This is a genomic window from Peiella sedimenti (genome assembly GCF_030504955.1).
GTDB classification, from domain to species: Bacteria; Pseudomonadota; Alphaproteobacteria; order Caulobacterales; family Caulobacteraceae; genus Brevundimonas; species Brevundimonas sedimenti.
The window spans coordinates 136277-157947 of the sequence record NZ_JAUKTR010000006.1; the positions used below are offsets into that span (position 1 = coordinate 136277).

Below are 21671 nucleotides of genomic sequence, written 5' to 3' on the forward strand. Positions count from 1 at the left end.
ATCCCTGATATATTGTGCGGAGTGGGTCGTCTCTTTGTGCGTGATAGCGGCGGCCAGAAGCGCTCGCGCCCGCCTGTGGTTGACTGGAATTTCTCGTTTACGGGCAGGTCGTGGAACGCCAGCCGCTGCACACGGGCGAGAACAAAATCGCGTTGCTGCCCAGCGCTTGGCCCCGATGTTCATCCAAAAGAGCGTGCCGCAGTGAGCACAGGCCTTCTCAGGCCTTGGGCGCCCTGCTTCGCGCGACTTCGCCGCGCAGCTTTTTGAGCAGAAGCGATATGGGCGACCCCGCTGTTCGCGGAACATGAACCCACACCACTCGCATTCCCTCGGCTGAGCGGTCTCCCTACCCATCCCGCCCTCCTGTAGGGGTGGGGAGCTTGCGGATGTCGGCCAAGCATTCGGAGATGATTGCCTCGACCTTGACGCCCTTCGGGGCAAGGGCCTCTTGGCTGCGCCCGATGTATTTATACCACCAGACCCTCAAACCGGTCGGCTTGTGCCAGAAGTTCGGCGCACCCTTTCCAGGCGCAAAGCCGACATCATCATGGAGGCCGCCCACGCAATAGGCGCAAACCGGATCGTGTGTCTCGCTGCGCCGGGAGTTGGCCACATCCGCAGCTCGCATCCACTGATCGTGAGTATAGTAGCGTTTAGCCCCCTCACCAAGGCTGTCCGCGAATGATTTGATGGCTCCGCCGCTGAGTTTTTGATAAGTTTCGCGGTCGAAGAAATCTCCCCATTCACACGAGGAGACCTCAACACCATCTACGTAAAAGTGCGTGCTCTCCGGCGGGCAGTTACAGCCCATGCACCAGGGGCATTCGTCGCGCTCGCACCAGCAGAACGGGCGCATCATGAAAACGTCGCTGTTCCAGTGACCGCCGTAGCCGTGTTCGCCGCCGAGGAAACCATGCGCGACCCTTGCGGGGGCGATTTCATCAATCGCGGCGGTTATCCTGACGAGGCCGTCCGCCAAGGCGTCCAAGGCGCGTTCTGGCAGGACAGTGGTTATCTCCCCCATGCTACGCCTCCTTCCTGGCGGCGAGTGAGCCGTAAGCCTTTGCCGCCGTCTCGATGCTATCTCTGTCAAGGCCGCGAGCCATGGTGGGGCGGCTTGTCGGACCAGCGCATACACAATACTTCCCCTCCTTCAGCAGCCCGGCGGAGGAGAGGGCTTGGGCGATCAGATCGCGCAGCCGGTCGTGAGGAACGCGGCGATACTCCTGCTTATATGGGGCCAGCCATTCGAGGATCGCGCGCTCGATTGCCTCCGCAGCCGCCTGTTCTATGGCGCTATCCATGGGGGTGGTCTCAGGCATCGGCGGGTTCCTTGGCCAGGTAGTCGGCTATGGCGCGATCAACCTCGGCCATGTGCGCGTTGACGAGATAGCGGCCTCCGGTGGCGCGCCAGAGCTGGTTCGCCCACATGCAGAGGTGCGATGCCACGTTTCGGGCGGCCCAGGCGGTCCAGCGGCGAGGGAAGGTGGCGTCGTATCGGTAATGATAGCCGTCACAAGACCATTGCGCCCTGTATGCGCGAGGGGGACCGCCGATGCTCACGGTCTTGCGTGACCGGCCCTTCGCAATGGCCAGCTCCATCCTACGCCAGTCGGCCAAGGCCTCGGCGTCTGACACGCCAGCGGGGGCGCTGAACGAGGCATATCCGCCGCGCACCCGAACCTTCAGGCGGCGCGCGGGCGGACCCGTGATCTCCAAGCCGCTTTCCCAGCTGCTCACTTCCCACCCCCGTCTGCTATAGTGGCGAGGGTCTGGCGGAAGCCTGCGCGAAACAGGGTGTCGCCTGTCATGGGATCGGCAAATCGCTCGACCTCAATGTCAGGACCGGCGTCTTGCAACACGTCGCGGGATACCCGCACCTCACCGCCTGCCGCCCGGATCAAGGCCCAGAGCGGGAGAAGTTCTCGCCGCTCCATCTCGACAAGCTCGGCCTCCGCCGCTGCCAGTTTGGCCTCCAGCGCCACCCGCACGGCCCGGATTGCGTCGGGCACCTCGGCCAGCATGGGTGTGGCCCCGATCCCGGCAGCCTCGCGGATGGCCGCCATGCGGATGAACCAGCGGTCGGCGTCCTCACGAAGCTGCGCTAGCTCGGCCCGAGCCTCATCCCTCTCAGCCTCCAGCGCCCGGATGGCTTGATCTGCGTCGGAGCGGCGGACGACCTCGAAGGCATTGGGCCAGCGGGCGCGAGGCACGGGCGAAATCATTGGGCCGCCTTGCGGGCCGTAGGTGACGTGGCCCACTGTCTCCAGCCCCTCGGCTGTGGTGGGGTCAGGCATGGTCAGACTCCTGGTCCTCGATCACGCAGTCGGTAATCTGGACGGCACCCCGGACCTTCCAGGTGTGGTCGCAGAGCGCGCACTGAGCATCGACGCGGAAGATGCAGCCCGGCTCATGAAAGCCCTGGCCGCGATCTAGGCGTCCGTCAGTGACGTAGAAGGTTGAGCCCCATTCGCCCGTCTCTGTGAGGGCCAGGGTCTTAGAGCGGCACTTCGGGCACCGAACCCGAGAGGCAGCGGGTCTCCGCTCCTCACCCATCGGAGCCTCCGTTCAGGGCGGCGGCCTTCGAGATCAGAGCGTTCAGTAGGCACTCGTCAGCCGTCAGGGCGCGCGTCACCGGAGTCGGCGTGATGGACGCGATCTCCGCAATGAAGTCCTCCAGCGCCTCTATGCGAGCGGCGTCCCCACCCCCAGGAGAAGCGGGGAGACGGGAGAGGATGGCGTCTGCCAGGTCCGCCACGTTGATGATGCAGCCCGCCGATTGCGGTGTTGCCCCGCCCGACAACCACACGGTCTCGCTGCTCTCCTCGGTCATGTCGGGGTTCTGGAGCCGAAGGGCATCGCGCAACTCTTGCACCACCTCCTCCTTCGTCAGCCCTATGGCCGGAGGGGCGGTGTAGAGGGGCACTTGCTGGCGCTCCGACCGCTGGGGAAACCGGCCCTCGCGCATGTCGCGCGCGATGTGCTCCGAGATCGTCTCGTCGCGCATCCCCACCTCCCCCGCCGGGGCGGGATGGGCGGTGAGGGCGGCAAGGATTAGGTCGCGCTCACCAAGAACCTTCCGCTTGCCCGCAGCATGGTCAACATCATCGTAGTCGGCGCTCTCGTCGACTATCCAGTTGGCCCAGCGCCGGACGATGGCCTCCACCTCCCCCGCCGGGGCGGGTTCAGCCTCGGGGCGGGAGTTCCAGGCGGCTGCAGCGGCTTCCGGGCTTAAAGAGCCTGCCTGTGATGCGTCGCAGTCGTCGCACTGGACGTGATGCAGCGCCCGCGCCACCGGATTTCGTTGAGCGTGTCGCGCCTCACCCCGACAGAACGGGCAGGGTTTCAGTTCAACCGTCATGGCGGGCCTCCAGTGTGGCGTTGCTGATGGCGGCCAGCCGCTGGGCCTCGGCCTTGGAGGAACAGACCATGGTCCGCTCGTCCCGGTGGCCGGTCTGGATCAGGGCGTACTTGCGGAGGTGTTCGGAGGTGGCGAAGCGCTCGGCCAGGTTCTCCGGCAGGTTCAGCCACGCCTCGGCGACCGAGGCGAAGTAGTGCCGATGCGATGCCTGAGACCGGCCCTCGTGCGGGATCAGCGAGACCACCTCTCCGAGGCCGTATTCCTCGTTAGCGCGCTTCACCCAGCCTTTGCCGATGGCGAAGTGATCGCCCATGAAGGTGCAGGGCAGGGGCGTGGTCATGCCGCCCTCGCGTAGAGCTGATCGAGCGCGCCGATCACCGCGTCCACCTCTTCGGCGATGAACTGGCGGACCTGGGCCTCGAGCGCGGGAATGCCGCAGTCGTCGGCGTGGACGCGCTTCACGAAAAGCCGCAGATGCGCGGGCAGGCGCGGGTCATAGGAGACGTAATCGCACCAGCTGCGGCCCGTGCAGGCCATCTGCCAGGCCATCTGGGTGACGTGGCGGCCGGGGATCTTCTGGCTCCGCAGCGTGGCCAGATGCGTGGCCGTCTGGGGGCACTTGATTTCCACCAGTCCATCGGCCTCGATCAGACCGTCAGGGCTGGCGCCGGCCATCTCGACAGTGGGGTGGTCGATGAAGCCCGCAAGATCGACGATGGCGCCGGTTTCGAAGGCGTAGGCTTCACGGGCGCCGGGCTCGCATTCGGTTCCCCAGCGCATGGCGTCGTTCTGATAGGTGGCGGTCGGGGCCCCGGTCAGGCGCTCGCAGATCAGCTCGGAGGCGTAGTTGGCGCGTGAGGCGGCCCAGCCGCTCTTGGTGCTGGCGATCACGTCGGCCACGCGCGAGGCCGTGACCTTGCCCAGGCGGGCCTGATGCCACTCGTCGGAGCCCTGGATCAGGTGGGCGGTCATTGGGCGCCGTCCCGGATGGCCCGGCGGCGCTCGTTGAACGCGGCCACGATGGCGTCGGCCTCGGGCGTGGGCAGATCGTTCAGCGCGCTCTCGTTGGCGGCCTTCCAGGCGGTCAGGGCCTCCAGCGTCTCGCAGGCCTCAATGGCGGCAGTCGCCGCAGAGACGGCGGCGCTCTCGCCCGCCGCCCGGCCGTCATCGTCCGTCGTGGTGGACAGGCCCAAGGCCAGCTTGAGCGTGTATCGCTGGAGATAGGTCGCGGTCGAACCGATGGCCTGAATGTCGTTCTTGTTGCCGGAGGTGTCGTTGCCGGCGCTGAGGTCGGTTTCCTCGAAATAGCCGTCGCGGTGCGACAGGATGCAGGTGACCGTCAGCCGCCCCTCGCCCTGCTTGGACCGGAAGCGATAGGACAGGCCGTGGCGGGTCAGGATCGGCGCGACGACGCGTTCGATTTCGTCCAGGCTCTCGTGGCGGTAGTTGGTCCGGCCCTTCTGGGTGGTGAAGTCCACCTCGCGGTTCTTCACGATGGGCGGGATTTCGCCCTTCGCGGCGGCCACGGCGGCGTCGAAGGCCTTGCGGGCCTGACCGGCTTCCCAGCGCTCTTGCAGGGCCAGCAGCTTTTCCAGCACGTCCACCCCGGCGCCCTGGCTGACGGCGGCGTTCAGCATCTCCATGGGCGTGGCGGCGGCGGGCAGGGAGACGGCGCGGCTCTCAGCTGGCGGCTCGTCCACAAGTTCGCCTTGGATGGGTTCAGCACTCATGGCGGAAGGCTCCGGTTTCGATGCAGGACTGGCAGGGCGGTTTGCTGCACCAGAGGCAGCGGGGCTCTGCGGTGAAGGGGTAGTCGTCCCCGGCCGGGGATAGGGGGCCATCAGCCGGGGACGACACCTCGCCCCGCCCCAGGGGGGAGGGAGACGGGCGAGGCGAAGGGGCGGGGAGCGGGGTCACGAGAACCGGCCCCACAGAATGACGCTGAGGGGTGCGCCCAGAGCGATGGTGAGGAACACGATCAGGCCGATGCCTGCGGCCAGCTTGGACCGGCCCTCGCGCGCATTGGCGGCGCGGGTGTGGGCGTCCCGCTCTTGCCGGGTCAGCGTTTCCATCAGGCCCTCACCGGCATGGGCGGGATGGCGAAGGGGTCGGGCCGGGCGGCGACCGGACGGGGCCGGTAGATGCGCCGGGCCAGAACCTGGACCTCCTCGACGGTCACGCCGGGGACGCCGCAGGCCTTCGCCCACGCCTTGGCCCGCTCGGGGCAGTCGAAGGTGTAGATGGCCTGGCCGTCAGCCTTGACGACCTGCCAGTCAGTGCGAAGGGTGCGGAGCATCAGGCGGCGTCCTTCTGCTGCTGGGCCAGGAGGTGCCGGTAGCTGGCGCTGGCCTGCTCAAGGGTCATGCCGACCAGCTTCCATTTCCGCTCGGGTAGGGTGCGGATGCCGTCGCCGTAGGGTGCGATCTCGAAAGCCTGGGGCGCGAAGGCATGGCCCCGGTTGCGCTGGATCTGGCTCAGCATCAGCCTTCATCCTTCTGAGGGGAGGGGGTGGCGACAGGACGACCATTCGCCTTGGCCAAGCCCAGCAACAGGCTCTTGTGCGCTTTCCAGAAGTCTAGAGCCTCCGGGTCCATGGCCTTGATCGTGCGGGCGCCGAACTTCTCCCACTTCGCCAGCGTGTGATGCTGGCAACCGATGGTCATTTCGACGTCGATGATCGTGACGTTCCAGCGCAGGCCGGTGACGTTGATCGGGGAGACCCGCGCGTCGCCGTAGACCCGCGCGTCGCCGTAGACCCACGCGTTGCCGTAGACCCGCGCGTTGCCGTAGACCCACGCGTTGCCGTAGACCCGCGCGTTGCCGTAGACCCGCGCGTTGCCGTAGACCCGCGCGTTGCCGTAGACCCGCGCGTTGCCGGAGACCCACGCGTCGCCGGAGACCCACGCGTCGCCGGAGACCCACGCGTTGCCGTAGACCCGCGCGTTGCCGTAGACCCGCGCGTCGCCGGAGACCCACGCGTCGCCGGAGACCCACGCGTCGCCGTAGACCCGCGCGTCGCCGGAGACCCACGCGTCGCCGGAGACCCACGCGTCGCCGTAGACGGAAAGGTTATCCTCGCCCTCGACATAGCCGCCTAGATCGCCAGCGGCGATGCCGAAGGTCGCGATGGCCGCCAAGGCGCGGATGCGATAGAGGGTCCGCCCATCCAAGGACTTGACCGTATCGTCTTTCAGCAGCTCGTATTTGGTGTTAGCCATCACGCCGCCGCCTTGTTCTGGGGGCCCATGACGGCCTCGACCGTCCGCTCGGCGGCCCCGATCCGGGCGCCGCGCCTCTGGTTGATTTCGACCAGCGCTGGGCTGGACGACCAGAGAACGGCGCCCTCCTCGCACATCATCTTGCCCGTCTGGACGGCGGCCCAGAGGTCCATCATCTGATCGTGGGTCAGGGTGTAGGTGCGCATCACGCGGCCTCCGCATGTGCGGGGGTGTCCTGCGGACAGCGATACACCGGCTGAGCGATGGGCCGGGCCACATAGCCGAAGCCGCTAAGGTCAACGATATCGCCAGCCTTCCCAGCCCAGGGGAACGTCGCGGCCCAGCGCGAGCCCTTGGCGTCGAACCAGAAGCAGGTGTTCCCAGAGCTCACCCGCTCAAAGAACACCTCGCCCGTCTGGCGGGCCGGGCCAATGTCATAGCAGGGGCCGCCCCCCGCGCCCGGCATGAACCGCCAGGTCGTCGGGTCCTTCAGGCCCAGAGCTTCAAGCTGATCTCGCATAACCGTCTCCCTCGGTATGGGGAGACGCTAGGTTTTCTGTCGAATGGTGTCAACAGAAAAACTAGCGGTACTGATGGCTGGACTCTTTCGGCTGGGGTTGGCCCAATCCACCCATTGGAGGGTCGGTCAATGAAGTGGTTGCGGGACCTGTTTGCGGGGCGACCGGCTGCGGCTGAGCCTCCAGCACCAATCAGAACGACCAAGGAGCGGCCGCCGCCGCCGCCGCCGTTGCGGGTGGTGTGGCGGGAGGGGTCATATCCGACTGGAGCGGTTGGCGAGAGCCATTACCAGCACGCACTCCGAGGCCTATGTGGAGACCACGTGGAGGGGGGGCACGATCTGGAGTGCCAGGCGCTGCTCATCCTGGAGGATTACAACGCCTACGACAGCAACGCCGTCCGAGTAGAGATCAGGGGGCGAAAGGTTGGCTATCTTAGCAGAGAGGATGCTGCCCGCCTGCGAGCAGCCATCCCGGCGGATAGACGAAAGGCCGCTGTGCACTGCGCGGCCAAGATCAACGGCGGCTTCGACGATGACGGGGATCTGGGCCACTTCGGCGTCCGGCTTGGCCTGCCGCGTTATGGCCAGATCGAGTTCGCCTAGCCGCCTGGCGCCGGATGGCGACCTGTCTGAAGTGGCTTAGCGGAACAGCTTCTTCGGCAGTCCGCTCTGGCGAATAATCGATGCCAGCGTCTTGGGCTTCACGTCATCGGTCCACGAGTGCGGGGACAGATCGACGTAGTGCTTGCGGCCATTGATGACGGCCTCATAGCGTCGATGGCTGGTGGCCCCATGGCGCTTGAGGCTGAAGCCGTGGGCCTCGAGAATAGCCAAGACCTGTTTATAGCTAAGGCTCAGGCGGGGCAAAGCACGTCGAAACCGGCCCGCTGATCGTCATCCCGGCGCCGGTTTGTCACCGCATGCCACGCGAGTTTCGCCCAGCAGCCCAGCCGCACGAACCAAGGGGCACGGCGACGGAGCAGGCGAGCGCGATCAGCAGGCGCCTCCTGCAAGGCATCCTCGACGTAGGAACAGATCGCGCTTTCCAGGGCGGCCTTAGCGGCCTCGAACGTGCGGGCCTCGACGGCGATGTCGAGGTCAACGCACACGGCCTCCCACCCAGTCCGATTGGACCCGTGCGCGAAACACCAAAGCATGCGCTGCATCATCGTCTCCCATCCGCCTGGTCGGGCGGCACGTCCCCCCAGACGACCGCTGACACCCTGCAAGATGCATGCTCAAGCTGTCAACGGCCGCTAGAGTTCCCGTCTACTTGGGATGACGGAGTGCGGCGAACAAGCCGCGAACCTCAACGCCCCCCGCGCCGCCATTCCTCCGGCGGCACGAACTCGGTCGCCCACATACCGAGGCGCTGGCGCCGCGCCCGCGTCTCTTCCGCCAGATAGTCCCGGCTGTAGCGCACATAGGCCAGGGCCCAGCCCTCGCTGACCAGCTGGCCGGCTATGTCCACACCGGCGACACGGCAGACCGCCACGAGACGGCGGTAGCGGTCCCGCTCCCTGCCGGCGCATTGCACGGCCTGGCCGCCGATGATCGCTGCCAGCCGATCCCGCGAGCGGGCTCCGCACGGCACATCGCCGCACGTCTGCCGCAGCTCTGGGGCGTCGATCCCGTGCAGGCGGATGGTCTCCCCGCCTACGCGGATCGTGTCGCCATCGACCACCTCAGCCTGCCCAGCAGGCGAGGGGAGGGAAGCAGACCGTTCCCGCTGGCCAACACGCGGCCGATCCCTCAGCCGTTCGGGGTGGCAATGCCGAGTGCCGGTTGCTCGCTCTCGATGGCAGCCGTCGGCCGCGACCTGGCCCGGGTGTAGAGCTACGGCTAGAGCGAAGATCAGCAAGTCAGGCCCTCGGGTTCAGATACCGCGCCAAGACCTCGCGCTCGATTCGAGCAAAGGCTTTCTGTCGCCATTCGGCAATGGCCGCTGCCGTCGAAGCCGCGCGGCGCTCGTCGGTAGTGGTGCTGCCCTCAACAGCGGCTGTTTCCTCGAAGACTACGCTGCGGACGACCCGACCGCCTTCCTCTACCTCGAACAGGATGCGTCCGCGCGCAACGAACGGGCGGCCGCGGAAGGGGGCGCCCAATCTGGCCACCGGAAGATGATCCAAACCGCTAGTTTCGATCGAGACCGTCGCCTCCTGGACGGTGGCCCGAACGATAGGACCGTCGCCGGTAGTGGCAGCGTTTAGGAAGTCGGATAGGTCCGCCTGCATCACGCTAGCAAACGAAGGGGATGCGAGGTGATCTACACGTGGCGTGACTGTGCCGGCGGACGGCGGCGCCGGTGCGCGACCCTCTACCATTGGGCGGCCCACATAAGGGGATCCAGTCACGGCCGGGACGTAGCGCTCGAGATGCATCGGCGCTGGGCTCGTAGCGCAGGCAGCCAAGAATGCCGCCAGGCTGGCGGCTGCAGTTTTAGAAGCCGACATACGCACCGATCACTTTCCCCACGATCTCAGCCTCAACATCCTCGTCGTCGCCGCCGAGCACAACGGGCGTGGACCACTTCGGGTTATTCGAACATGGCCACAGCTCTACCCCGCGCCCGTTCAGCTTCACCTCTTTGATGGTCCGCTCGCGGATTTGGCCGCCAGATCGGCGCCGCTCGACGACCACTAGATCGCCCTCCTTGGGCTTATAGCCCATCTCGATCGCGTCAACGACGTGGGCGTAGCCGCCTGGAGCGATGCGCTTGTCCACGCTGTCGCCCTGCACCAACTCCAACCATTGCGGCCACTCCGCATAGCGGTCATCCGGCACGATGGCCCGTGGCGGCTCTGGGAAGTCCTGGGCGAACTCGTCGACCTCATACCAGAGGCCGCCGGCGACACGGTGGCGGACCGGCAGGAAGCGCGGGACGACTCGCTCGTCTCGCCGCTTGCGGTCCACGCCATCGAGCAGATAGCCGACGCTTGTTCCCAGGATCGCGGCGTACTTGACCGCCAGGCCAGCTGGGATGCCGTTGGTCCCGTTCTCCTGGTTGCGCACAGCGGCTTCGGAGCGGCCCACGCGCGCTGCCAGATCGGCGGCGCTAAGCCCCATTTCTCGGCGCTTCTCGCGCAACCGCTCCCCAGGTGTGCTCATGGCCCAAGCACTATCTGCAGCGGCAACAGAAGTCCTGTTGACAGCGAGCGACAGAAAACCTAGCGTTCGGCCATGCGTAGACATTCGCAGATGATCCGAGACGCCGGGGGTGCTCATGCACTTGCGCGCCAAATCCAACCGTTCGTGTCGGTTGAGGAGGCGACCCTGCAATCGCGGCTCCGTGGTTGGGTCCTGACCGACTCGATACCGGGTGAATATTGGAGCCTCCTCGCCGAGCTGGGTGTGGCTACAGTCGCCGAACTGGCGGGAGCCGCTGCCGCACGAAAGGGCATCGGCGCGTCAGTATCGGTCGCCAACGATACCGCGCCCCAGGGGAAGGCGGCATGACGCCCTTGCCCGAGTTGTTCGAACGGATCAGTCGTCAGTCTCGCGACTTCGAGCGACACCTCGCTCAAGAAGATCGCGCCGGTTCCGGTGCGCCTGCTGCTCAACCCGGTCGTTCTGAAGGCGCCCGGCCTCAAGCTCCTGAACATACAGCCGAGCCGCTCGAAGCTTCGCCTCCACAAGATCGGGGGCCAGCTGATGCATGATCTCGACCAAGTCCTGCACGACCAGAGAGGTCGCTGCGATGTGCGCCGCGCGCCGGTCGTCGTCGTCCATGGCGTAGCCCCCTTCGACCGGGCCAGCCTAGCACCGGCCCTGCCGAATGCGAGGGCCGCATGATCCGCCGCCTGTCTGACTGGTTCGTGGATCGTGTCACCGTCGCCGTCATCGCTGGCCTGCGCCTGTGGTGGGAGCATGGCGGCAAGTCCGCTGTCATGACCACGCTGGCGGAATACGACCACGACCGCGCCGCCGCGTTCATGAAGGCGATCCAGCAGGCCGACGGCCTGACCGCGCGCCCGGCGGCCGAGGTTTTTGACCTCGCCGCCCGGCGCCCCGCCTCTGTCCCTGAACCTGTCAACGACCACGACACCAACCCTCCAGCCGCCTGAACCCTATGGCGGCCGAGACAGGCCGTCAGCCCGACATCCACCCGGAACAAACGGTGCACCATGAACGCCAGACGACACGCCCGTCTCGCCCGCGAACTGATCGACGCCTGCGGGGGTCTGGACGAAGCCGCCGCCGCCTGCCGTGTCGGCAAGTCCAGCCTTTCCGACTATCAGAACGCCTGCCTGACGGCCTTCATGCCCGCTGACGTGATCGCGGATCTGGAGGGCTATTGCGGTCAGGCGATCTATTCCGCCACCCTGGCTGAGGCCCGACCGTCGGCACCCATCGCCGGGGACGCTCTGACCGAGACCCACGAGGTTGTTCAGGCCGCCGCCGCCCTGCTGCCCCTGTGCACGGACCTTCTGGCCGGCAAGCCGGGGGCCGTGGTCCGTTTCCAGGAGGCCGTCTCCAAGCTGAACGCAGAGGTCGATGACGTCGAGGCCATCGCTGACGGCAACGTCCGCTCGATCCGGAGCGCCAGCTGATGCTCGGCGTCCCCATCCAGACCCTGTTCCGCAGGAAGCCCCAGCGGCCCCAGCCGACGCTTCAGGACATGCTGGCGTCTGTGGAGAAGGCCGCCCTGATCCGCGGCGACACCCAGGCCGTCCACCGCGTCCGCGAGGCCGCCAAGGTCATCACGACCGAGGCCATGAAGGGGAGGGCTGCCTGATGGCGTGGACCGAAGAGCGCACGTCCTACGCCATCGCCAAGTGGCGCGAGGGCTGGTCGGCTTCCGAGATCGCGCGCGGCCTGCTCCGCGAGCATAGGTGGGCTGGGGTTTCTCGCTGCGCTGTCTTAGGCAAGCTGAACCGGCTGGGCTGTCGCCGTGATCCCGAGGTCGCCGCCCGGTTGATGTACGCCAAGCAGGCGAACTCGGCACGGAAGGCCAAAGAGCGCCAGACGGCCCGCGAGATGCGTGAAGCCGAGAAGGCCGGGCGCAGGGCGCCCGTGCTGGTCCGGCCCAAGCGGCTCACGCAGATCGCGTCCCCCATGGCCAAGCCGTGGGAGAGCCGCGAGCGCGGTGAATGCGCTTTCCCGCTTGGGGAGCGTGGCGCCGTGCGCTCCTGCTGCAATCCGGTCCAGGCGGGCTGGGGGTACTGCGCAGAGCACCTGTCTGTCATGTCGGCCAGTTCGTTCGCGGAGGCCGCGTGAGCCCCGCCGACCAGTACACCCAGATCCATAGCGACCTTGCCCAGCTGCATCACCGCATCGCGGGGGATGACGCGGGCGAGCGAGCCCGTGTGGCCCGGCTGATCCTGAGGGCCGCGACCCTGCAAGCCCAGGCCCATTGCCCCGCCATGGCGGTGTCGGACCTGTTGCGCGGCCTGGCCGCTGAGCTGGAGGGCGTTGAGCCCATCGCCCGCGAGCTGCAAGCCATGGGGCCGGGGCGATGATCCCATCCGTCGAGCGACTGCCCGGCCGGTCGGCCGCTGAAAGCGAGCTGTCCCTTATCGGCATAGCCTTGGCCTATGGCGAGGATGCCGCAGAAGCCTTCGAGCGCCTGCGGCCCGACCACTTCGGTGAACCCATCCTGGGTGTGGTGTGGGAAACGATGGCTGACCTGCGCCGCTCGGGCGGCGTGGACCTGGCTCTGGTGGACCAGAGACTCGCGGGGAACGAAGCCTACGCGGCCTTCGGCGGCGGGCGCTTTCTGGCCGACCTTCTGGACCGGGCCTACCTGGGCTCGCTGGACGGGCACGTTGAGGCTGTGGCGGACGCCGCCATGCGACGGGCCATTGACCAACTGACGCAGGCCGCGCGTGAGCGTGAGGGCTCTTCCTCGGACGTGCTGGCCTATCTCGAGGCTGGCGCTGCCGACATCGCCCGCCGTAGCGGGTCGGGTTCGGTCGGGTCGCCCGTCGGCCTGAACGCCCTGGAGACCTTGGAGGCGGCCTGGGACGGGCAGTTCCGGGGCCTGTCGACCGGCCTGGAGTGTCTGGACCGTATCACCGGCGGCATCCAGCCGGATCACGTCTGGATCGTCGGCGGGCGCACGTCCATGGGCAAGTCCGTGGTCCTGCCGGGGCTCGCGCGCGGGTTCGCGCAGCAGGGCAGGGGTGTGCTGTTCTTCTCGCTGGAAATGCCGCTGCGCGAGGTGCAGGCCCGGGTCACGGCGGACCTCGCCTACGACCGCGATCTCGTGCCCTTCAACAACGACGGGGGTAATGTGGAGTTCGCGGACCTCCTGAGGGGACGCGGCACACGCGAGCAGCGCGACCGCGCCCGTAGCGCGGCCAGCCAGATGGCCAGCCTGCCCATCACGGTGAACGACCGCGGCGGCTGGACGCTGGACGACATCATCAACATGGCCCGCCGTCAGGTCAGGGCCTGGGAGCGTGCGGGCATCAAGCCCGGCGCCATCATGATCGACCACATCGGGCTGGTGAGGCCGACCAAGGCCCGCGACAGCAAGGCGGCCGAGGCCGCCGACACTGTGGACCGGCTGAAGGACGCGGCCAAGCAGATCGGTGCGCCCATCGTGGCGGCGGCCCAGGTTAACCGCGGGCCTGAGAACCGCCAGGACAAGCGGCCGACCATGGGTGACCTGAACTGGTCAGGATCCATCGAGCAGATCGCCGACCTGGTGATCCTGCTCTACCGGGACGCCTACTACCTGTCGAAGTCTGGGAACCCTGAGGACGAGCATTTGGCCGTCTCCAAGCGAAACGAGCTGGAGATGATCGTGCCCAAGAACCGCTCAGGCCCGACCTGCACCCTCCACGCCCACGTCGAGATCGCCTGCAGCGCCGTGCGCGACCAGCTTGAGGCCTATGAGCCCAGCTATCGGGGGCGAGCATGAGCGCTCCTCTCCCGCCTGGGCCCTTCGGCTGCATCCTCGCGGACCCGCCGTGGTCCTTCAAAACTTACAGCGGCGAGGAGTCTGTTCCGACCCTGGCCGATGATCCTTATCCGACAATGACGCTGGAGGAGCTCAAAGCTCTGCCGGTGTCCGAGGTTGCGGCGGAAGACTGCCTGCTCATCATGTGGGTGATCTCCTCGCATCTGCCCCAGGCGCTGGAGTTGGCCGGCGCCTGGGGCTTCACCTACCGCTCGATCGGGCCGGTGTGGGTGAAAGCCACGAGTCCCGATCAACTCGAGATGTTCGGTGACCCGCCGATCTCCGACCTCAGCATGGGCTACTGGTTCCGGCAGCAGTCTGAGATCGCCCTGGTGTTCGGTCGCGGCTCACCGGAACGGCTATCCGCCGGGGTCCGCCAGGTCATCTGGGCGGCACGCCGAGAGCACAGCCGCAAGCCCGACGAGACCCACGCTCGCATCGAACGACTGGTGGCCGGCCCGTATCTGGAGATCTTCGCCCGTCAACCGCGCCCAGGCTGGACCGTCTGGGGCAATGAGACGGACAAGTTCGAGGTGGCCGCATGAGCGTGATCGCTACGGCTGTTCGCCACCTCATGGCCGCCGGGGTTACCGGCGAAGCCCTGATCCAGGCGATTGCAGAGATGGAAGCCAGCTTGCCCGCAGCCGCGGACCCGGTGGCGGAGAGGCGCCGTGCCTATGACCGCGATAGGAGGCGGAGGGAGCGGGCCTTGTCCGGTGGACGTCCGGTGGACTCCGCTGACAAGGCGGACCCTTCCCTTTCCGAGGTTCTCCCCCAGACCCCCTCTCCTACCAAACCTATCCAAGAGCCCCCCTATAGTCCCCCCGCTGAAGCGGAGCCCGCCGCCAAGCTGAGGCCCCTGAAGCCGACCAAGGCCGAACTTGACGCCATCTGGTCCGCCACCCCCCGCCTTGGCCGCGAACGGTCGAGCCGTGCGGACCTGGACCGCGCCCTGACCGCCGCCATGCGCCGGGGACACGATCCGGGCCGGGTTCTGGCCGGGCTGAGGGCCGCCTACGCCTCGTCGAGCTACCAGGGCGACCACGCCAAGGGCGTCCACCGGCTGATCGAGGCGGACCGCTGGGCGAGCTTCGTCGAGCCAGATCCCGACCCGCCTCCTGCCGGCCCCGTTGACCCGGCGGTGGAGGCGCACCGCCAGGCCCATTTCGCCAAGACCGGCGAGTGGAAGGCCAGCTGGGGGCCGAAGCCCAGCACCGACCACAGCCCAGCCACAGGAGCCGCAGCGTGATCCTTCGACGCCCCGCCAACGATGCCGTTCCGCACGAGCTCGATCATTTCAGCCTGCCGGAGCCTGGCGCCATCGACGGCCTGACCTGGTACGCGGCTAAGTCGAAGCCTCGCGGCGAGCGGAAGGCTGTCACGCAGCTTAGGGAGCGCGGTTTCGAGGTGTGGCTTCCGGCGCGAACCGAGTGGAAGCGCAACCGCCTGACCAAGGGTAGGGAGCGCGTCGAGAGCCCTTTGATCGCCGGGTATATGTTTCTGGGGCTCCAGGAAGGCCAGGCACTCTATTTCGCGCTCCAGGCCGAAAGCGTGGCCGGTGTGATCGGCTGGGGCGGCCAGGCCCGGACGATTCCGTCGGGCTTCGTCGGCATGCTGAGGATGCGCCAGGCCTCGGGAGAGTTCGACGAGACCGACCGGAAGCGGGACATCTACCGCCCAGGCGCTGTGGTCAAGGTGGCGAACGACGGGCCCTATCGGGACCAGATCGGCTGCATCGTGAAGGTGGACCGTCGCGGCATGGTGCAGCTAATGATCCATGAGGCGCTCCGGTGGAAGGTGCCGGTTCACGTCGATGACCTGGAGCTGGTGACGACGACGGCCAACGCGGCATGACACAACCCCTTGCGCAGGCTCAGCGAAGCAGGCACTATCTCTGCTACGTTCAGCCTTCGGCTGGATGCGCGGCATGGCTTGGGGCGAATGCGCCCTTCCCGATAAGAGGGCCTCAGCGAGGCCGGGCCTGCCGGGGATTTGGGACCAGCCGATAGGCCAGCGCCCAAAATCCTGAGTTTCTGGAAGAGCGACCAAGTTCTAGGGTTCGCCTGTCTGGGGGAGTTGCCACGATCCTCGTGGCCGCGCTCGCACCCCGGATGGGCGGGCGGCTCTGCGAGCGGCGTGGGAAGCTGGCGCGTTGAGACTGATCGCGCGCTCTGGAGACACGCTGACCGTTCAGGGCAGCGGTTGCGAGCGGACTGCCCCGCGCAAGCGAAGCGACCACCGGCCGGAGTAGCGCCCGGCCTCGCAGAACCAGTAGGCATTGACCCCCTTCAAGGCGAGCTTGTTTCCCGCTGCGGCCTGACCGGGCGTAGGGCAGCGCATCAACCGACAGGCCTTAGGCTGAGAAAGCACCCTGGAGCTCGCGGCCCGTTCCCCCGGGTCATCTACCAGGCAAGGCCAGTCACACCCGGACATATCGCATCTCCACTCATTGGCTATGTCGGAGCTTCGGCACGTGGCTAGACCAAGGGATAGAGACGCGAGAAGCCCAGAGGCCGCAGCGTATCGCGGCTGGTACAAGCTGGCCCGATGGTCAGGACCCAACGGCAGACGAGCCCAGCAGCTTAGGGCAGAGCCCCTCTGCCGCATGTGTAAGACCCAAGGCCGCATCACCGCCGCGACCGTAGCCGATCACCTAACCCCTCACCACGGAGACCCCGTGCTGTTCTGGGAGGGCGAGCTTCAGTCCCTCTGTGACGCCGAGCCCTGGCGTTGCCACTCCCGGGTCAAGCAGTCCGAAGAGAGAAGGGCACAGCAGGGGAAGCTGCCCATCCAGGCCTGTGGGGTCGACGGGTGGCCTGTCTAACCGAACCGGCCTAGAATCATTCGGCCCGACGCGGTGCGCTAACACCGACGCCGGGCCTAACCAGACGACCGTAGGAGGGTCGAACGTGGCTGAGCCCGCTATAGGCCGCAGCATCGTCTGCAATCAATGTGGTGCGACGTTCCACCAGGCGGGCAAAGGAAGGCCGCGTCGGAGCTGCGTGGCATGCGTGCCGAAGCGCCCAGCGTACCCCCGGCCCAAGAAGGCCGCGCCGCCCTGTCTCGGGTGCGGCCTCACCCTACCGAGCGCCCTCCACAAGCGGTGCACGCCGTGCCGCGACGCTCACTTGAAGGCGTATCACCGGGACCGTTGGCACGCCCTACCCAAGTGGGATCGGCCGACCATGGCCTGTGATCTGTGCGACACCGCGTACGTCCCCCATGTCCCGACGCAGCGGTATTGCTCCAAGTTCTGCCGGGCTAAGGCGGACAGCCGGCGGCCGAACGACGCCAGGCCGCTTTACAAGTACGCGCGCTGGGCCCGGATCAGACAGGCGCAGTTCGCGGCCGAGCCCAGCTGTCGGTTCTGTCTGGAGGGCGGCCAAGTGACCGCCGCCACGGTGTGCGATCATGTGGAACCGCACAGAGGGGACATAGAGGCGTTCTGGACAGGGCCGTTCCAGAGCCTCTGCGTGACTTGCCACAACACGACCAAGCAGCGTTACGAGCGCCGAGCGGCCTGAACCCCGGGGGGGGGGGGCGGCCAACAACCTCACGGGCCTCGCCTAGCGGACCGGCGCGTGTCCACTCTTCGCACATCCAAGATTGAGAACATGAGGTTTTATGGCTCGGCCCAGACTGCCGCAAGCTAAGGCTGAAGTTTCCGGAGCGGCGCTTAAGAACCCCGGCACGTTCAGAGATCGGAAGACGTCGAAAGCGACGAGGGCGCTTGGCGGGCCATACGCGAAGATGACGCCTGAGCAGTGCGATGCCTGGGAGGAGTTTCGGGGCGAACTCCCTTGGCTGAACAGCTCTCACCGGCCGCTCCTGCGGGTCGCCTGCATCCTGCGGGTCCGGATGGACGATGCCGATGTGGGGGTCAACCAGATCCAGACCTACAGCGCGATCCTGTCGAAGCTGGGGGCCACGCCGGTCGACGAGACGAAGGTGAGCCATCCGGATGAAGACGACAGCGATCCTGCAGACCGCTTCTTCGCCCGACCGAACTAGGGACTACGCCGAGCGAGTCCTGTCGGGCGAGGTCATCGCGGGGCCGCACGTGCGGAACGCCTGCCGGCGTCACCTGCACGATCTGGAGCACGGGGAGGCGCGCGGCCTCTGGTTCGACCACGAGGCGGCGGACGAGGCGTTCGCGTACTTCGAGCACGTCCTGAAGCTGAGCGAGGGGCAGTTCGAGGGCCAGCCCTTCCTGCTGCACGAGAGCCAGGCGTTCATCATCGGCTCGATCTTCGGCTGGAAGCGCGAGGATGGGCGGCGCCGGTTCCGGCGGGCCTATATCGAGCAAGGCAAGGGCAACGGGAAGTCGCCGCTGGCGGGCGGGATCGGGCTCAAGGGCCTGGCGTCGGACGGCGAGGCGGGCGCGCAGATTTACGCTGCGGCGGCCAAGCGAGAGCAGGCCGGGATCCTCTTCGCCGACGCGGTGAAGATGGTGAAGCAGTCGCCGGCGCTGGCCAAGCGGCTGGAGTTCTCCGGCGGACCCGGGCGCGAGTTCAACATCGCGCATCACTCGTCGGGGTCGTTCTTTCGGCCGGTGTCGAGAGACACGGGCAAGACGGGGTCTGGGCCCCGGCCGTATTTCGTCCTGGCGGACGAGGTGCACGAGCTTCCGGACCGGAAGATCCTCGAGATGCTGGAGCGAGGCTTCAAGTTCCGGCGCCAGCCCCTGCTGTTCATGATCACCAACTCCGGCTCGGACCGGAACTCGGTGGCCTGGGAGGAGCACGAGCACGCGGTCAAGGTGGCCGCCGGTAATGTGGACGCGGTCACGGACCCGACCTTCCTGGGCCACGTCATCGACGACACCACCTTCAGTTACGTCTGCGCGCTCGACGAGGGCGATGACCCGCTGAATGACCCGACGTGCTGGGCGAAGGCGAACCCCCTGCTGGGCGTGACGATCACCGAGGAGTACCTGGCCGAGACGGTCGCGCAGGCGAAGGCGATCCCGGGGCAGCTGAACGGCATCCTGCGGCTCCACTTCTGCGTCTGGACGGACGCGGACACGGCCTGGATGACCCGGGCTACGCTGGAGCCCTGCCTGGCTGATTTCGAGATCGAGGAGCATCACGGGGAGCAGGTCTGGCTGGGCCTGGACCTGTCCCAGAACCGAGACATCACCGCGCTCGGCGCCGTGGTCCGGACGGGCACGACGGCCGAGGGCAAGCCCACGTTCGACGCCTGGGTCGAGGCCTGGACGCCGGGCGACACGATGTTGGCGCGCGAGCTGAAGGACAAGCTGCCGTACTCGGTCTGGGCGCGCGAGCGCCACCTTCACGCGCCGATGGGCGAGAGCATCAGCTACCGGCACGTCGCCCAGACGCTGGCGGAATACGACCAGGCATTCGACGTCCAGGTGGTCGCCTACGACCGCTACGCCTTCAAGCGCTTCGAGGAAGAGGTCGAAGATCTGGGCCTCAACTTGACATTCGCCGAGCACCCGCAGGGCGGGCTCAAGAAGGGTAAGCCGCTGGCCGAGGGCAAGGACGGCCTCTGGATGCCGGGCTCGATCCGGCTGCTGGAGGAGGCCCTTCTTGAGGGCCGCATTCGACTGAAACGCAACCCCGTCCTGATCTCGGCGATGATGTCCGCCGTGGTCGAAGAGGACAAGTGGGGAAACCACTGGCTGGCCAAGACCCGGTCGGTGAACAAGATCGACGCCGCGATCGCCCTGGCCATGGCGCTGGGGGCGGCGGTGGGGACGGAAGGTGAGGAGGCGGGATGGAACGACTATCTCGCCAGCCTTGGCGTCCCGGCATGAGCATTTGGCGGAAGGCGCTGAACTACATCGCCCGCAGCGTGAACCTGCGGACGGTGGATGGGCGGCCTCGGACGGACAGCTACGCGGGCATGCCGGTCAACGAGACGTCGGTGCTCGCGCTTTCGGCGGCCTGGGCGTGCGTGAACCTGCTTTCGGGCACGATCGCCAGCCTGCCGCTGATGGTCTACCGGACCGACGCCTCAGGGCGCCGGACGGTGGCGAAGGACCACCCGCTGTATCGGGTCCTGCACGACAGCCCCAACGCTGACCAGACCGCCATGGACTTCTGGGAGGGCGGGGTCGCGGCGCTGGAGCTGCGCGGCAACATGCACGCGCGGATCGAGCGCATGGGCGGCCGCGTGGTCGCGCTGGTCCCGATCTGCGATCCGACGGTGCGCCGGCTGGAGAACGGCGACCTCGAGTATCGCTGGACCGAGGACGGCAAGTCCTACGTCGCCACCCAGGACGACGTGTTCCACGTCCGGGGCTTCGGCGGATCGCCGCTCGGCGGACTGTCGACGCTATCCTATGGCCGACAAGTATTCGGTCTGTCGTCGGCAGTGAATACTGCCGCGCAAAAGACGTTCGCCAACGGAATTCATACGAACGTCGGGCTTAAGACCGACAAGTGGCTGACTGACGAGCAGTATGATGCGATCTCCCAGAACACGGGGGCTCGCTACGCTGGGGCCATGAACGCGGGGCGGCCCTTCATCTCGCACGGCGGGATGGAGATCGTCCCGCTGACGATGAACCCGGAAGACGCCCAGATGCTGGAGTCGCGGGCGTTCAGCGTCGAGGAGATCGCCCGTCTGTTCGGCGTGCCGCCACACATGATCGGCCACACCGAGAAGACGACGAGTTGGGGGACGGGGCTGGAGGAGCAGACCCTCGGCTTCCAGAAGTTCAGCCTGCGCCGGCGCCTGAAGCGCATCGAGCAGGCCATCGAGAAGCAGCTCCTGACCCCTGCGGACCGGGCCCAGGGCATCACCGTCGAGTTCAACCTGGAAGGGCTGCTGCGGGCCGACAGCACGGGCCGGGCGGAGTTCTACCGCGAGATGACCGGCATCGGGGCGATGACGATCAACGAGGTCCGCGCGCTGGAGAACCTGCCGCCGGTCGAGGGCGGGGACGTGCCCCGGATGCAGATGCAGAACGTGCCGATCACCGAGGCGGGCAAGCAGCCCGCGCTCCCGGCGCCAGAGGCTTAGGAGGCCCTGATGTTTCACAGAGACTTCGGCCTCGAGATCAAGGCGGCCGACGACGCCGGCGTGATCGAGGGCTACGGGAGCACGTTCGGCGGCGAGCCGGACAGCTATGGCGACATCATCGTGCCGGGCGCCTTCTCGGAGAGCCTGGTGCGTCACAAGCGCCAGGGCACCATGCCCCTGATGCTGTGGGGCCATAACGCCGGCGAGCTGCCGATCGGCAACTGGCTGGACATGGCCGAGGACGGCAAGGGCCTGTGGGTCCGCGGCCAGGTCGATCTCGACGATCCGGTCGGCCAGCGTGTGCACCGCGCCATGAAGCGCAAGGCCGTTCGCGGCCTGTCGATCGGCTACGAGGTCGTCGAGAAGAAGAACGACCCCAAGCGCCCGGGTGTCCGCCTGCTGGAGAAGCTGGACCTCTGGGAAATCTCGCCGGTGAACTTCCCGGCCAACCGCCGAGCCACGGTGACGGCGGTGAAATCCATTCTGGACGCTGGCCAACTGCCGACTGTCCGAGAGTTCGAGGGGCTCCTGCGGGACGCAGGGTTCTCGAAGGCCAAGGCCGCCGCCATCGCGGCCTCGGCAACGCCGCATCTTCGGGGGGATCCCGAGGCGAAGGCGGACGAAGCGGCCGACATCCTCCGCAAGCTGCACGCTGCGCTGGCCGGCTGATTTTCCCGA

Annotated in this window: 34 protein-coding genes and 1 pseudogene; 14 read left to right on the forward strand and 21 right to left on the reverse strand. The window is 67.1% G+C overall.

Annotated elements, in window-relative coordinates:
* Positions 1-346: 346 nt before the first annotated feature.
* The 14 genes from Q0812_RS13165 to Q0812_RS13230 all read right to left on the reverse strand — a co-directional run bounded on the left by Q0812_RS13165 (position 347) and on the right by Q0812_RS13230 (position 7099).
* Positions 347-1024 (reverse strand): hypothetical protein, encoded by a 678-nt coding sequence (locus tag Q0812_RS13165; RefSeq protein ID WP_302110809.1) that lies wholly within the window; start codon positions 1022-1024, stop codon positions 347-349.
* A gap of 1 nt (position 1025) precedes the next feature.
* Complete coding sequence (locus Q0812_RS13170) at positions 1026-1322, reverse strand: hypothetical protein (RefSeq protein ID WP_302110810.1); 297 nt, start codon at positions 1320-1322, stop codon at positions 1026-1028.
* Positions 1315-1740, reverse strand: coding sequence for a hypothetical protein (locus Q0812_RS13175; RefSeq protein ID WP_302110811.1), 426 nt, complete (start codon positions 1738-1740; stop codon positions 1315-1317). The genes Q0812_RS13170 and Q0812_RS13175 overlap by 8 nt, the downstream gene beginning before the upstream one ends.
* The gene (locus Q0812_RS13180) at positions 1737-2297 is read right to left on the reverse strand and encodes a hypothetical protein (protein WP_302110812.1); all 561 of its coding nucleotides are present in this window, start codon (positions 2295-2297) and stop codon (positions 1737-1739) included. Before Q0812_RS13180 ends, Q0812_RS13175 begins: the two co-directional genes overlap by 4 nt.
* Positions 2298-2548: 251 nt before the next feature.
* Positions 2549-3361 (reverse strand): Lar family restriction alleviation protein, encoded by an 813-nt coding sequence (locus Q0812_RS13185; RefSeq protein ID WP_302110813.1) that lies wholly within the window; start codon positions 3359-3361, stop codon positions 2549-2551.
* Positions 3351-3701 (reverse strand): hypothetical protein, encoded by a 351-nt coding sequence (locus tag Q0812_RS13190; protein ID WP_302110814.1) that lies wholly within the window; start codon positions 3699-3701, stop codon positions 3351-3353. Before Q0812_RS13190 ends, Q0812_RS13185 begins: the two co-directional genes overlap by 11 nt.
* Complete coding sequence (locus Q0812_RS13195) at positions 3698-4333, reverse strand: lambda exonuclease family protein (protein ID WP_302110815.1); 636 nt, start codon at positions 4331-4333, stop codon at positions 3698-3700. Before Q0812_RS13195 ends, Q0812_RS13190 begins: the two co-directional genes overlap by 4 nt.
* Positions 4330-5091, reverse strand: coding sequence for an ERF family protein (locus tag Q0812_RS13200; RefSeq protein ID WP_302110816.1), 762 nt, complete (start codon positions 5089-5091; stop codon positions 4330-4332). The genes Q0812_RS13195 and Q0812_RS13200 overlap by 4 nt, the downstream gene beginning before the upstream one ends.
* A gap of 183 nt (positions 5092-5274) precedes the next feature.
* Positions 5275-5433, reverse strand: a complete 159-nt coding sequence (locus tag Q0812_RS13205; RefSeq protein ID WP_302110817.1) for a hypothetical protein — start codon at positions 5431-5433, stop codon at positions 5275-5277.
* Positions 5433-5657 carry a hypothetical protein gene (locus tag Q0812_RS13210; protein WP_302110818.1) on the reverse strand — a complete coding sequence of 75 codons (225 nt, stop codon included), beginning with the start codon at positions 5655-5657 and terminating at the stop codon, positions 5433-5435. The genes Q0812_RS13205 and Q0812_RS13210 overlap by 1 nt, the downstream gene beginning before the upstream one ends.
* Positions 5657-5842: a hypothetical protein gene (locus Q0812_RS13215; RefSeq protein ID WP_302110819.1), complete on the reverse strand. Its 186-nt coding sequence runs from the start codon at positions 5840-5842 to the stop codon at positions 5657-5659. Before Q0812_RS13215 ends, Q0812_RS13210 begins: the two co-directional genes overlap by 1 nt.
* Complete coding sequence (locus Q0812_RS13220) at positions 5842-6579, reverse strand: bactofilin family protein (protein WP_302110820.1); 738 nt, start codon at positions 6577-6579, stop codon at positions 5842-5844. The genes Q0812_RS13215 and Q0812_RS13220 overlap by 1 nt, the downstream gene beginning before the upstream one ends.
* The gene (locus Q0812_RS13225) at positions 6579-6785 is read right to left on the reverse strand and encodes a hypothetical protein (RefSeq protein ID WP_302110821.1); all 207 of its coding nucleotides are present in this window, start codon (positions 6783-6785) and stop codon (positions 6579-6581) included. Before Q0812_RS13225 ends, Q0812_RS13220 begins: the two co-directional genes overlap by 1 nt.
* A complete protein-coding gene (locus Q0812_RS13230) occupies positions 6785-7099 on the reverse strand; it encodes a hypothetical protein (protein ID WP_302110822.1) in 315 nt (104 codons plus the stop codon). Before Q0812_RS13230 ends, Q0812_RS13225 begins: the two co-directional genes overlap by 1 nt.
* A gap of 321 nt (positions 7100-7420) precedes the next feature.
* On the opposite strand from Q0812_RS13230, the gene Q0812_RS13235 reads away from it, so the two are divergent.
* Positions 7421-7702, forward strand: coding sequence for an HIRAN domain-containing protein (locus tag Q0812_RS13235; protein ID WP_302110823.1), 282 nt, complete (start codon positions 7421-7423; stop codon positions 7700-7702).
* Positions 7703-7738: 36 nt separating this feature from the next.
* Here the strand turns inward: Q0812_RS13235 and Q0812_RS13240 are convergent, their stop codons facing one another.
* The 7 genes and pseudogenes from Q0812_RS13240 to Q0812_RS13265 form a co-directional block, all read right to left on the reverse strand.
* Positions 7739-7933, reverse strand: a complete 195-nt coding sequence (locus Q0812_RS13240; protein ID WP_302110824.1) for a type II toxin-antitoxin system HicA family toxin — start codon at positions 7931-7933, stop codon at positions 7739-7741.
* Between the two features lie 20 nt (positions 7934-7953).
* Complete coding sequence (locus Q0812_RS13245; protein WP_302110825.1) at positions 7954-8265, reverse strand: hypothetical protein; 312 nt, start codon at positions 8263-8265, stop codon at positions 7954-7956.
* A gap of 143 nt (positions 8266-8408) precedes the next feature.
* The gene (locus tag Q0812_RS13250) at positions 8409-8783 is read right to left on the reverse strand and encodes a thermonuclease family protein (RefSeq protein ID WP_302110826.1); all 375 of its coding nucleotides are present in this window, start codon (positions 8781-8783) and stop codon (positions 8409-8411) included.
* Positions 8784-8870: 87 nt separating this feature from the next.
* A pseudogene (locus Q0812_RS13795) lies at positions 8871-8960 on the reverse strand (hypothetical protein); the annotation flags it as partial.
* Position 8961: 1 nt separating this feature from the next.
* Positions 8962-9336, reverse strand: a complete 375-nt coding sequence (locus Q0812_RS13255; RefSeq protein WP_302110827.1) for a hypothetical protein — start codon at positions 9334-9336, stop codon at positions 8962-8964.
* Between the two features lie 202 nt (positions 9337-9538).
* On the reverse strand, positions 9539-10207 hold the full coding sequence (locus tag Q0812_RS13260) for a helix-turn-helix domain-containing protein (protein WP_302110828.1): 669 nt from the start codon (positions 10205-10207) through the stop codon (positions 9539-9541).
* Positions 10208-10582: 375 nt separating this feature from the next.
* Positions 10583-10828, reverse strand: a complete 246-nt coding sequence (locus tag Q0812_RS13265) for a hypothetical protein (protein WP_302110829.1) — start codon at positions 10826-10828, stop codon at positions 10583-10585.
* Positions 10829-10887: 59 nt separating this feature from the next.
* On the opposite strand from Q0812_RS13265, the gene Q0812_RS13270 reads away from it, so the two are divergent.
* The 13 genes from Q0812_RS13270 (at position 10888) to Q0812_RS13330 (ending at position 21662) form a co-directional block, all read left to right on the forward strand.
* Positions 10888-11163 carry a hypothetical protein gene (locus tag Q0812_RS13270; protein WP_302110830.1) on the forward strand — a complete coding sequence of 92 codons (276 nt, stop codon included), beginning with the start codon at positions 10888-10890 and terminating at the stop codon, positions 11161-11163.
* Positions 11164-11223: 60 nt separating this feature from the next.
* The gene (locus Q0812_RS13275) at positions 11224-11649 is read left to right on the forward strand and encodes a hypothetical protein (RefSeq protein WP_302110831.1); all 426 of its coding nucleotides are present in this window, start codon (positions 11224-11226) and stop codon (positions 11647-11649) included.
* Complete coding sequence (locus Q0812_RS13280; RefSeq protein WP_302110832.1) at positions 11649-11834, forward strand: hypothetical protein; 186 nt, start codon at positions 11649-11651, stop codon at positions 11832-11834. Before Q0812_RS13275 ends, Q0812_RS13280 begins: the two co-directional genes overlap by 1 nt.
* A complete protein-coding gene (locus Q0812_RS13285; RefSeq protein ID WP_302110833.1) occupies positions 11834-12316 on the forward strand; it encodes a GcrA family cell cycle regulator in 483 nt (160 codons plus the stop codon). Before Q0812_RS13280 ends, Q0812_RS13285 begins: the two co-directional genes overlap by 1 nt.
* Entirely contained in the window at positions 12313-12558 is a 246-nt protein-coding gene (locus tag Q0812_RS13290) for a hypothetical protein (protein ID WP_302110834.1), read from the forward strand. The genes Q0812_RS13285 and Q0812_RS13290 overlap by 4 nt, the downstream gene beginning before the upstream one ends.
* The gene (locus Q0812_RS13295; RefSeq protein WP_302110835.1) at positions 12555-13964 is read left to right on the forward strand and encodes a replicative DNA helicase; all 1410 of its coding nucleotides are present in this window, start codon (positions 12555-12557) and stop codon (positions 13962-13964) included. Before Q0812_RS13290 ends, Q0812_RS13295 begins: the two co-directional genes overlap by 4 nt.
* The gene (locus tag Q0812_RS13300; protein ID WP_302110836.1) at positions 13961-14548 is read left to right on the forward strand and encodes an MT-A70 family methyltransferase; all 588 of its coding nucleotides are present in this window, start codon (positions 13961-13963) and stop codon (positions 14546-14548) included. The genes Q0812_RS13295 and Q0812_RS13300 overlap by 4 nt, the downstream gene beginning before the upstream one ends.
* 164 nt (positions 14549-14712) lie before the next feature.
* Positions 14713-15252, forward strand: coding sequence for a hypothetical protein (locus Q0812_RS13305; RefSeq protein WP_302110837.1), 540 nt, complete (start codon positions 14713-14715; stop codon positions 15250-15252).
* A complete protein-coding gene (nusG, locus tag Q0812_RS13310) occupies positions 15249-15857 on the forward strand; it encodes a transcription termination/antitermination protein NusG (protein ID WP_302110838.1) in 609 nt (202 codons plus the stop codon). Before Q0812_RS13305 ends, nusG begins: the two co-directional genes overlap by 4 nt.
* Before the next feature lie 1896 nt (positions 15858-17753).
* On the forward strand, positions 17754-18014 hold the full coding sequence (locus Q0812_RS13315) for a hypothetical protein (RefSeq protein WP_302110839.1): 261 nt from the start codon (positions 17754-17756) through the stop codon (positions 18012-18014).
* Entirely contained in the window at positions 17965-19782 is a 1818-nt protein-coding gene (locus Q0812_RS13320) for a terminase large subunit (protein ID WP_302110840.1), read from the forward strand. The genes Q0812_RS13315 and Q0812_RS13320 overlap by 50 nt, the downstream gene beginning before the upstream one ends.
* Positions 19779-20993, forward strand: a complete 1215-nt coding sequence (locus Q0812_RS13325) for a phage portal protein (RefSeq protein WP_302110841.1) — start codon at positions 19779-19781, stop codon at positions 20991-20993. Before Q0812_RS13320 ends, Q0812_RS13325 begins: the two co-directional genes overlap by 4 nt.
* Positions 20994-21002: 9 nt before the next feature.
* On the forward strand, positions 21003-21662 hold the full coding sequence (locus Q0812_RS13330) for an HK97 family phage prohead protease (protein WP_302110842.1): 660 nt from the start codon (positions 21003-21005) through the stop codon (positions 21660-21662).
* Positions 21663-21671 lie beyond the last annotated feature (9 nt).

What these genes read in the sequence shown, in the direction of transcription:
- Q0812_RS13295 (WP_302110835.1), top strand. Translation starts at nt 12,555, where the DNA reads ATGATCCCATCCGTCGAGCGACTGCCCGGCCGGTCGGCCGCTGAAAGC.
- Q0812_RS13325 (WP_302110841.1), top strand. Translation starts at nt 19,779, where the DNA reads ATGAGCATTTGGCGGAAGGCGCTGAACTACATCGCCCGCAGCGTGAAC.
- Q0812_RS13180 (WP_302110812.1), bottom strand. Translation starts at nt 2,297, where the DNA reads ATGCCTGACCCCACCACAGCCGAGGGGCTGGAGACAGTGGGCCACGTC.
- Q0812_RS13190 (WP_302110814.1), bottom strand. Translation starts at nt 3,701, where the DNA reads ATGACCACGCCCCTGCCCTGCACCTTCATGGGCGATCACTTCGCCATC.
- Q0812_RS13205 (WP_302110817.1), bottom strand. Translation starts at nt 5,433, where the DNA reads ATGGAAACGCTGACCCGGCAAGAGCGGGACGCCCACACCCGCGCCGCC.
- Q0812_RS13275 (WP_302110831.1), top strand. Translation starts at nt 11,224, where the DNA reads ATGAACGCCAGACGACACGCCCGTCTCGCCCGCGAACTGATCGACGCC.
- Q0812_RS13260 (WP_302110828.1), bottom strand. Translation starts at nt 10,207, where the DNA reads ATGAGCACACCTGGGGAGCGGTTGCGCGAGAAGCGCCGAGAAATGGGG.
- Q0812_RS13215 (WP_302110819.1), bottom strand. Translation starts at nt 5,842, where the DNA reads ATGCTGAGCCAGATCCAGCGCAACCGGGGCCATGCCTTCGCGCCCCAG.
- Q0812_RS13220 (WP_302110820.1), bottom strand. Translation starts at nt 6,579, where the DNA reads ATGGCTAACACCAAATACGAGCTGCTGAAAGACGATACGGTCAAGTCC.
- Q0812_RS13315 (WP_302110839.1), top strand. Translation starts at nt 17,754, where the DNA reads ATGACGCCTGAGCAGTGCGATGCCTGGGAGGAGTTTCGGGGCGAACTC.
- Q0812_RS13300 (WP_302110836.1), top strand. Translation starts at nt 13,961, where the DNA reads ATGAGCGCTCCTCTCCCGCCTGGGCCCTTCGGCTGCATCCTCGCGGAC.
- Q0812_RS13320 (WP_302110840.1), top strand. Translation starts at nt 17,965, where the DNA reads ATGAAGACGACAGCGATCCTGCAGACCGCTTCTTCGCCCGACCGAACT.
- Q0812_RS13165 (WP_302110809.1), bottom strand. Translation starts at nt 1,024, where the DNA reads ATGGGGGAGATAACCACTGTCCTGCCAGAACGCGCCTTGGACGCCTTG.
- Q0812_RS13330 (WP_302110842.1), top strand. Translation starts at nt 21,003, where the DNA reads ATGTTTCACAGAGACTTCGGCCTCGAGATCAAGGCGGCCGACGACGCC.
- Q0812_RS13270 (WP_302110830.1), top strand. Translation starts at nt 10,888, where the DNA reads ATGATCCGCCGCCTGTCTGACTGGTTCGTGGATCGTGTCACCGTCGCC.
- Q0812_RS13225 (WP_302110821.1), bottom strand. Translation starts at nt 6,785, where the DNA reads ATGCGCACCTACACCCTGACCCACGATCAGATGATGGACCTCTGGGCC.
- Q0812_RS13200 (WP_302110816.1), bottom strand. Translation starts at nt 5,091, where the DNA reads ATGAGTGCTGAACCCATCCAAGGCGAACTTGTGGACGAGCCGCCAGCT.
- Q0812_RS13230 (WP_302110822.1), bottom strand. Translation starts at nt 7,099, where the DNA reads ATGCGAGATCAGCTTGAAGCTCTGGGCCTGAAGGACCCGACGACCTGG.
- Q0812_RS13170 (WP_302110810.1), bottom strand. Translation starts at nt 1,322, where the DNA reads ATGCCTGAGACCACCCCCATGGATAGCGCCATAGAACAGGCGGCTGCG.
- Q0812_RS13195 (WP_302110815.1), bottom strand. Translation starts at nt 4,333, where the DNA reads ATGACCGCCCACCTGATCCAGGGCTCCGACGAGTGGCATCAGGCCCGC.
- Q0812_RS13285 (WP_302110833.1), top strand. Translation starts at nt 11,834, where the DNA reads ATGGCGTGGACCGAAGAGCGCACGTCCTACGCCATCGCCAAGTGGCGC.
- Q0812_RS13265 (WP_302110829.1), bottom strand. Translation starts at nt 10,828, where the DNA reads ATGGACGACGACGACCGGCGCGCGGCGCACATCGCAGCGACCTCTCTG.
- Q0812_RS13280 (WP_302110832.1), top strand. Translation starts at nt 11,649, where the DNA reads ATGCTCGGCGTCCCCATCCAGACCCTGTTCCGCAGGAAGCCCCAGCGG.
- Q0812_RS13210 (WP_302110818.1), bottom strand. Translation starts at nt 5,657, where the DNA reads ATGCTCCGCACCCTTCGCACTGACTGGCAGGTCGTCAAGGCTGACGGC.
- Q0812_RS13245 (WP_302110825.1), bottom strand. Translation starts at nt 8,265, where the DNA reads ATGCAGCGCATGCTTTGGTGTTTCGCGCACGGGTCCAATCGGACTGGG.
- Q0812_RS13185 (WP_302110813.1), bottom strand. Translation starts at nt 3,361, where the DNA reads ATGACGGTTGAACTGAAACCCTGCCCGTTCTGTCGGGGTGAGGCGCGA.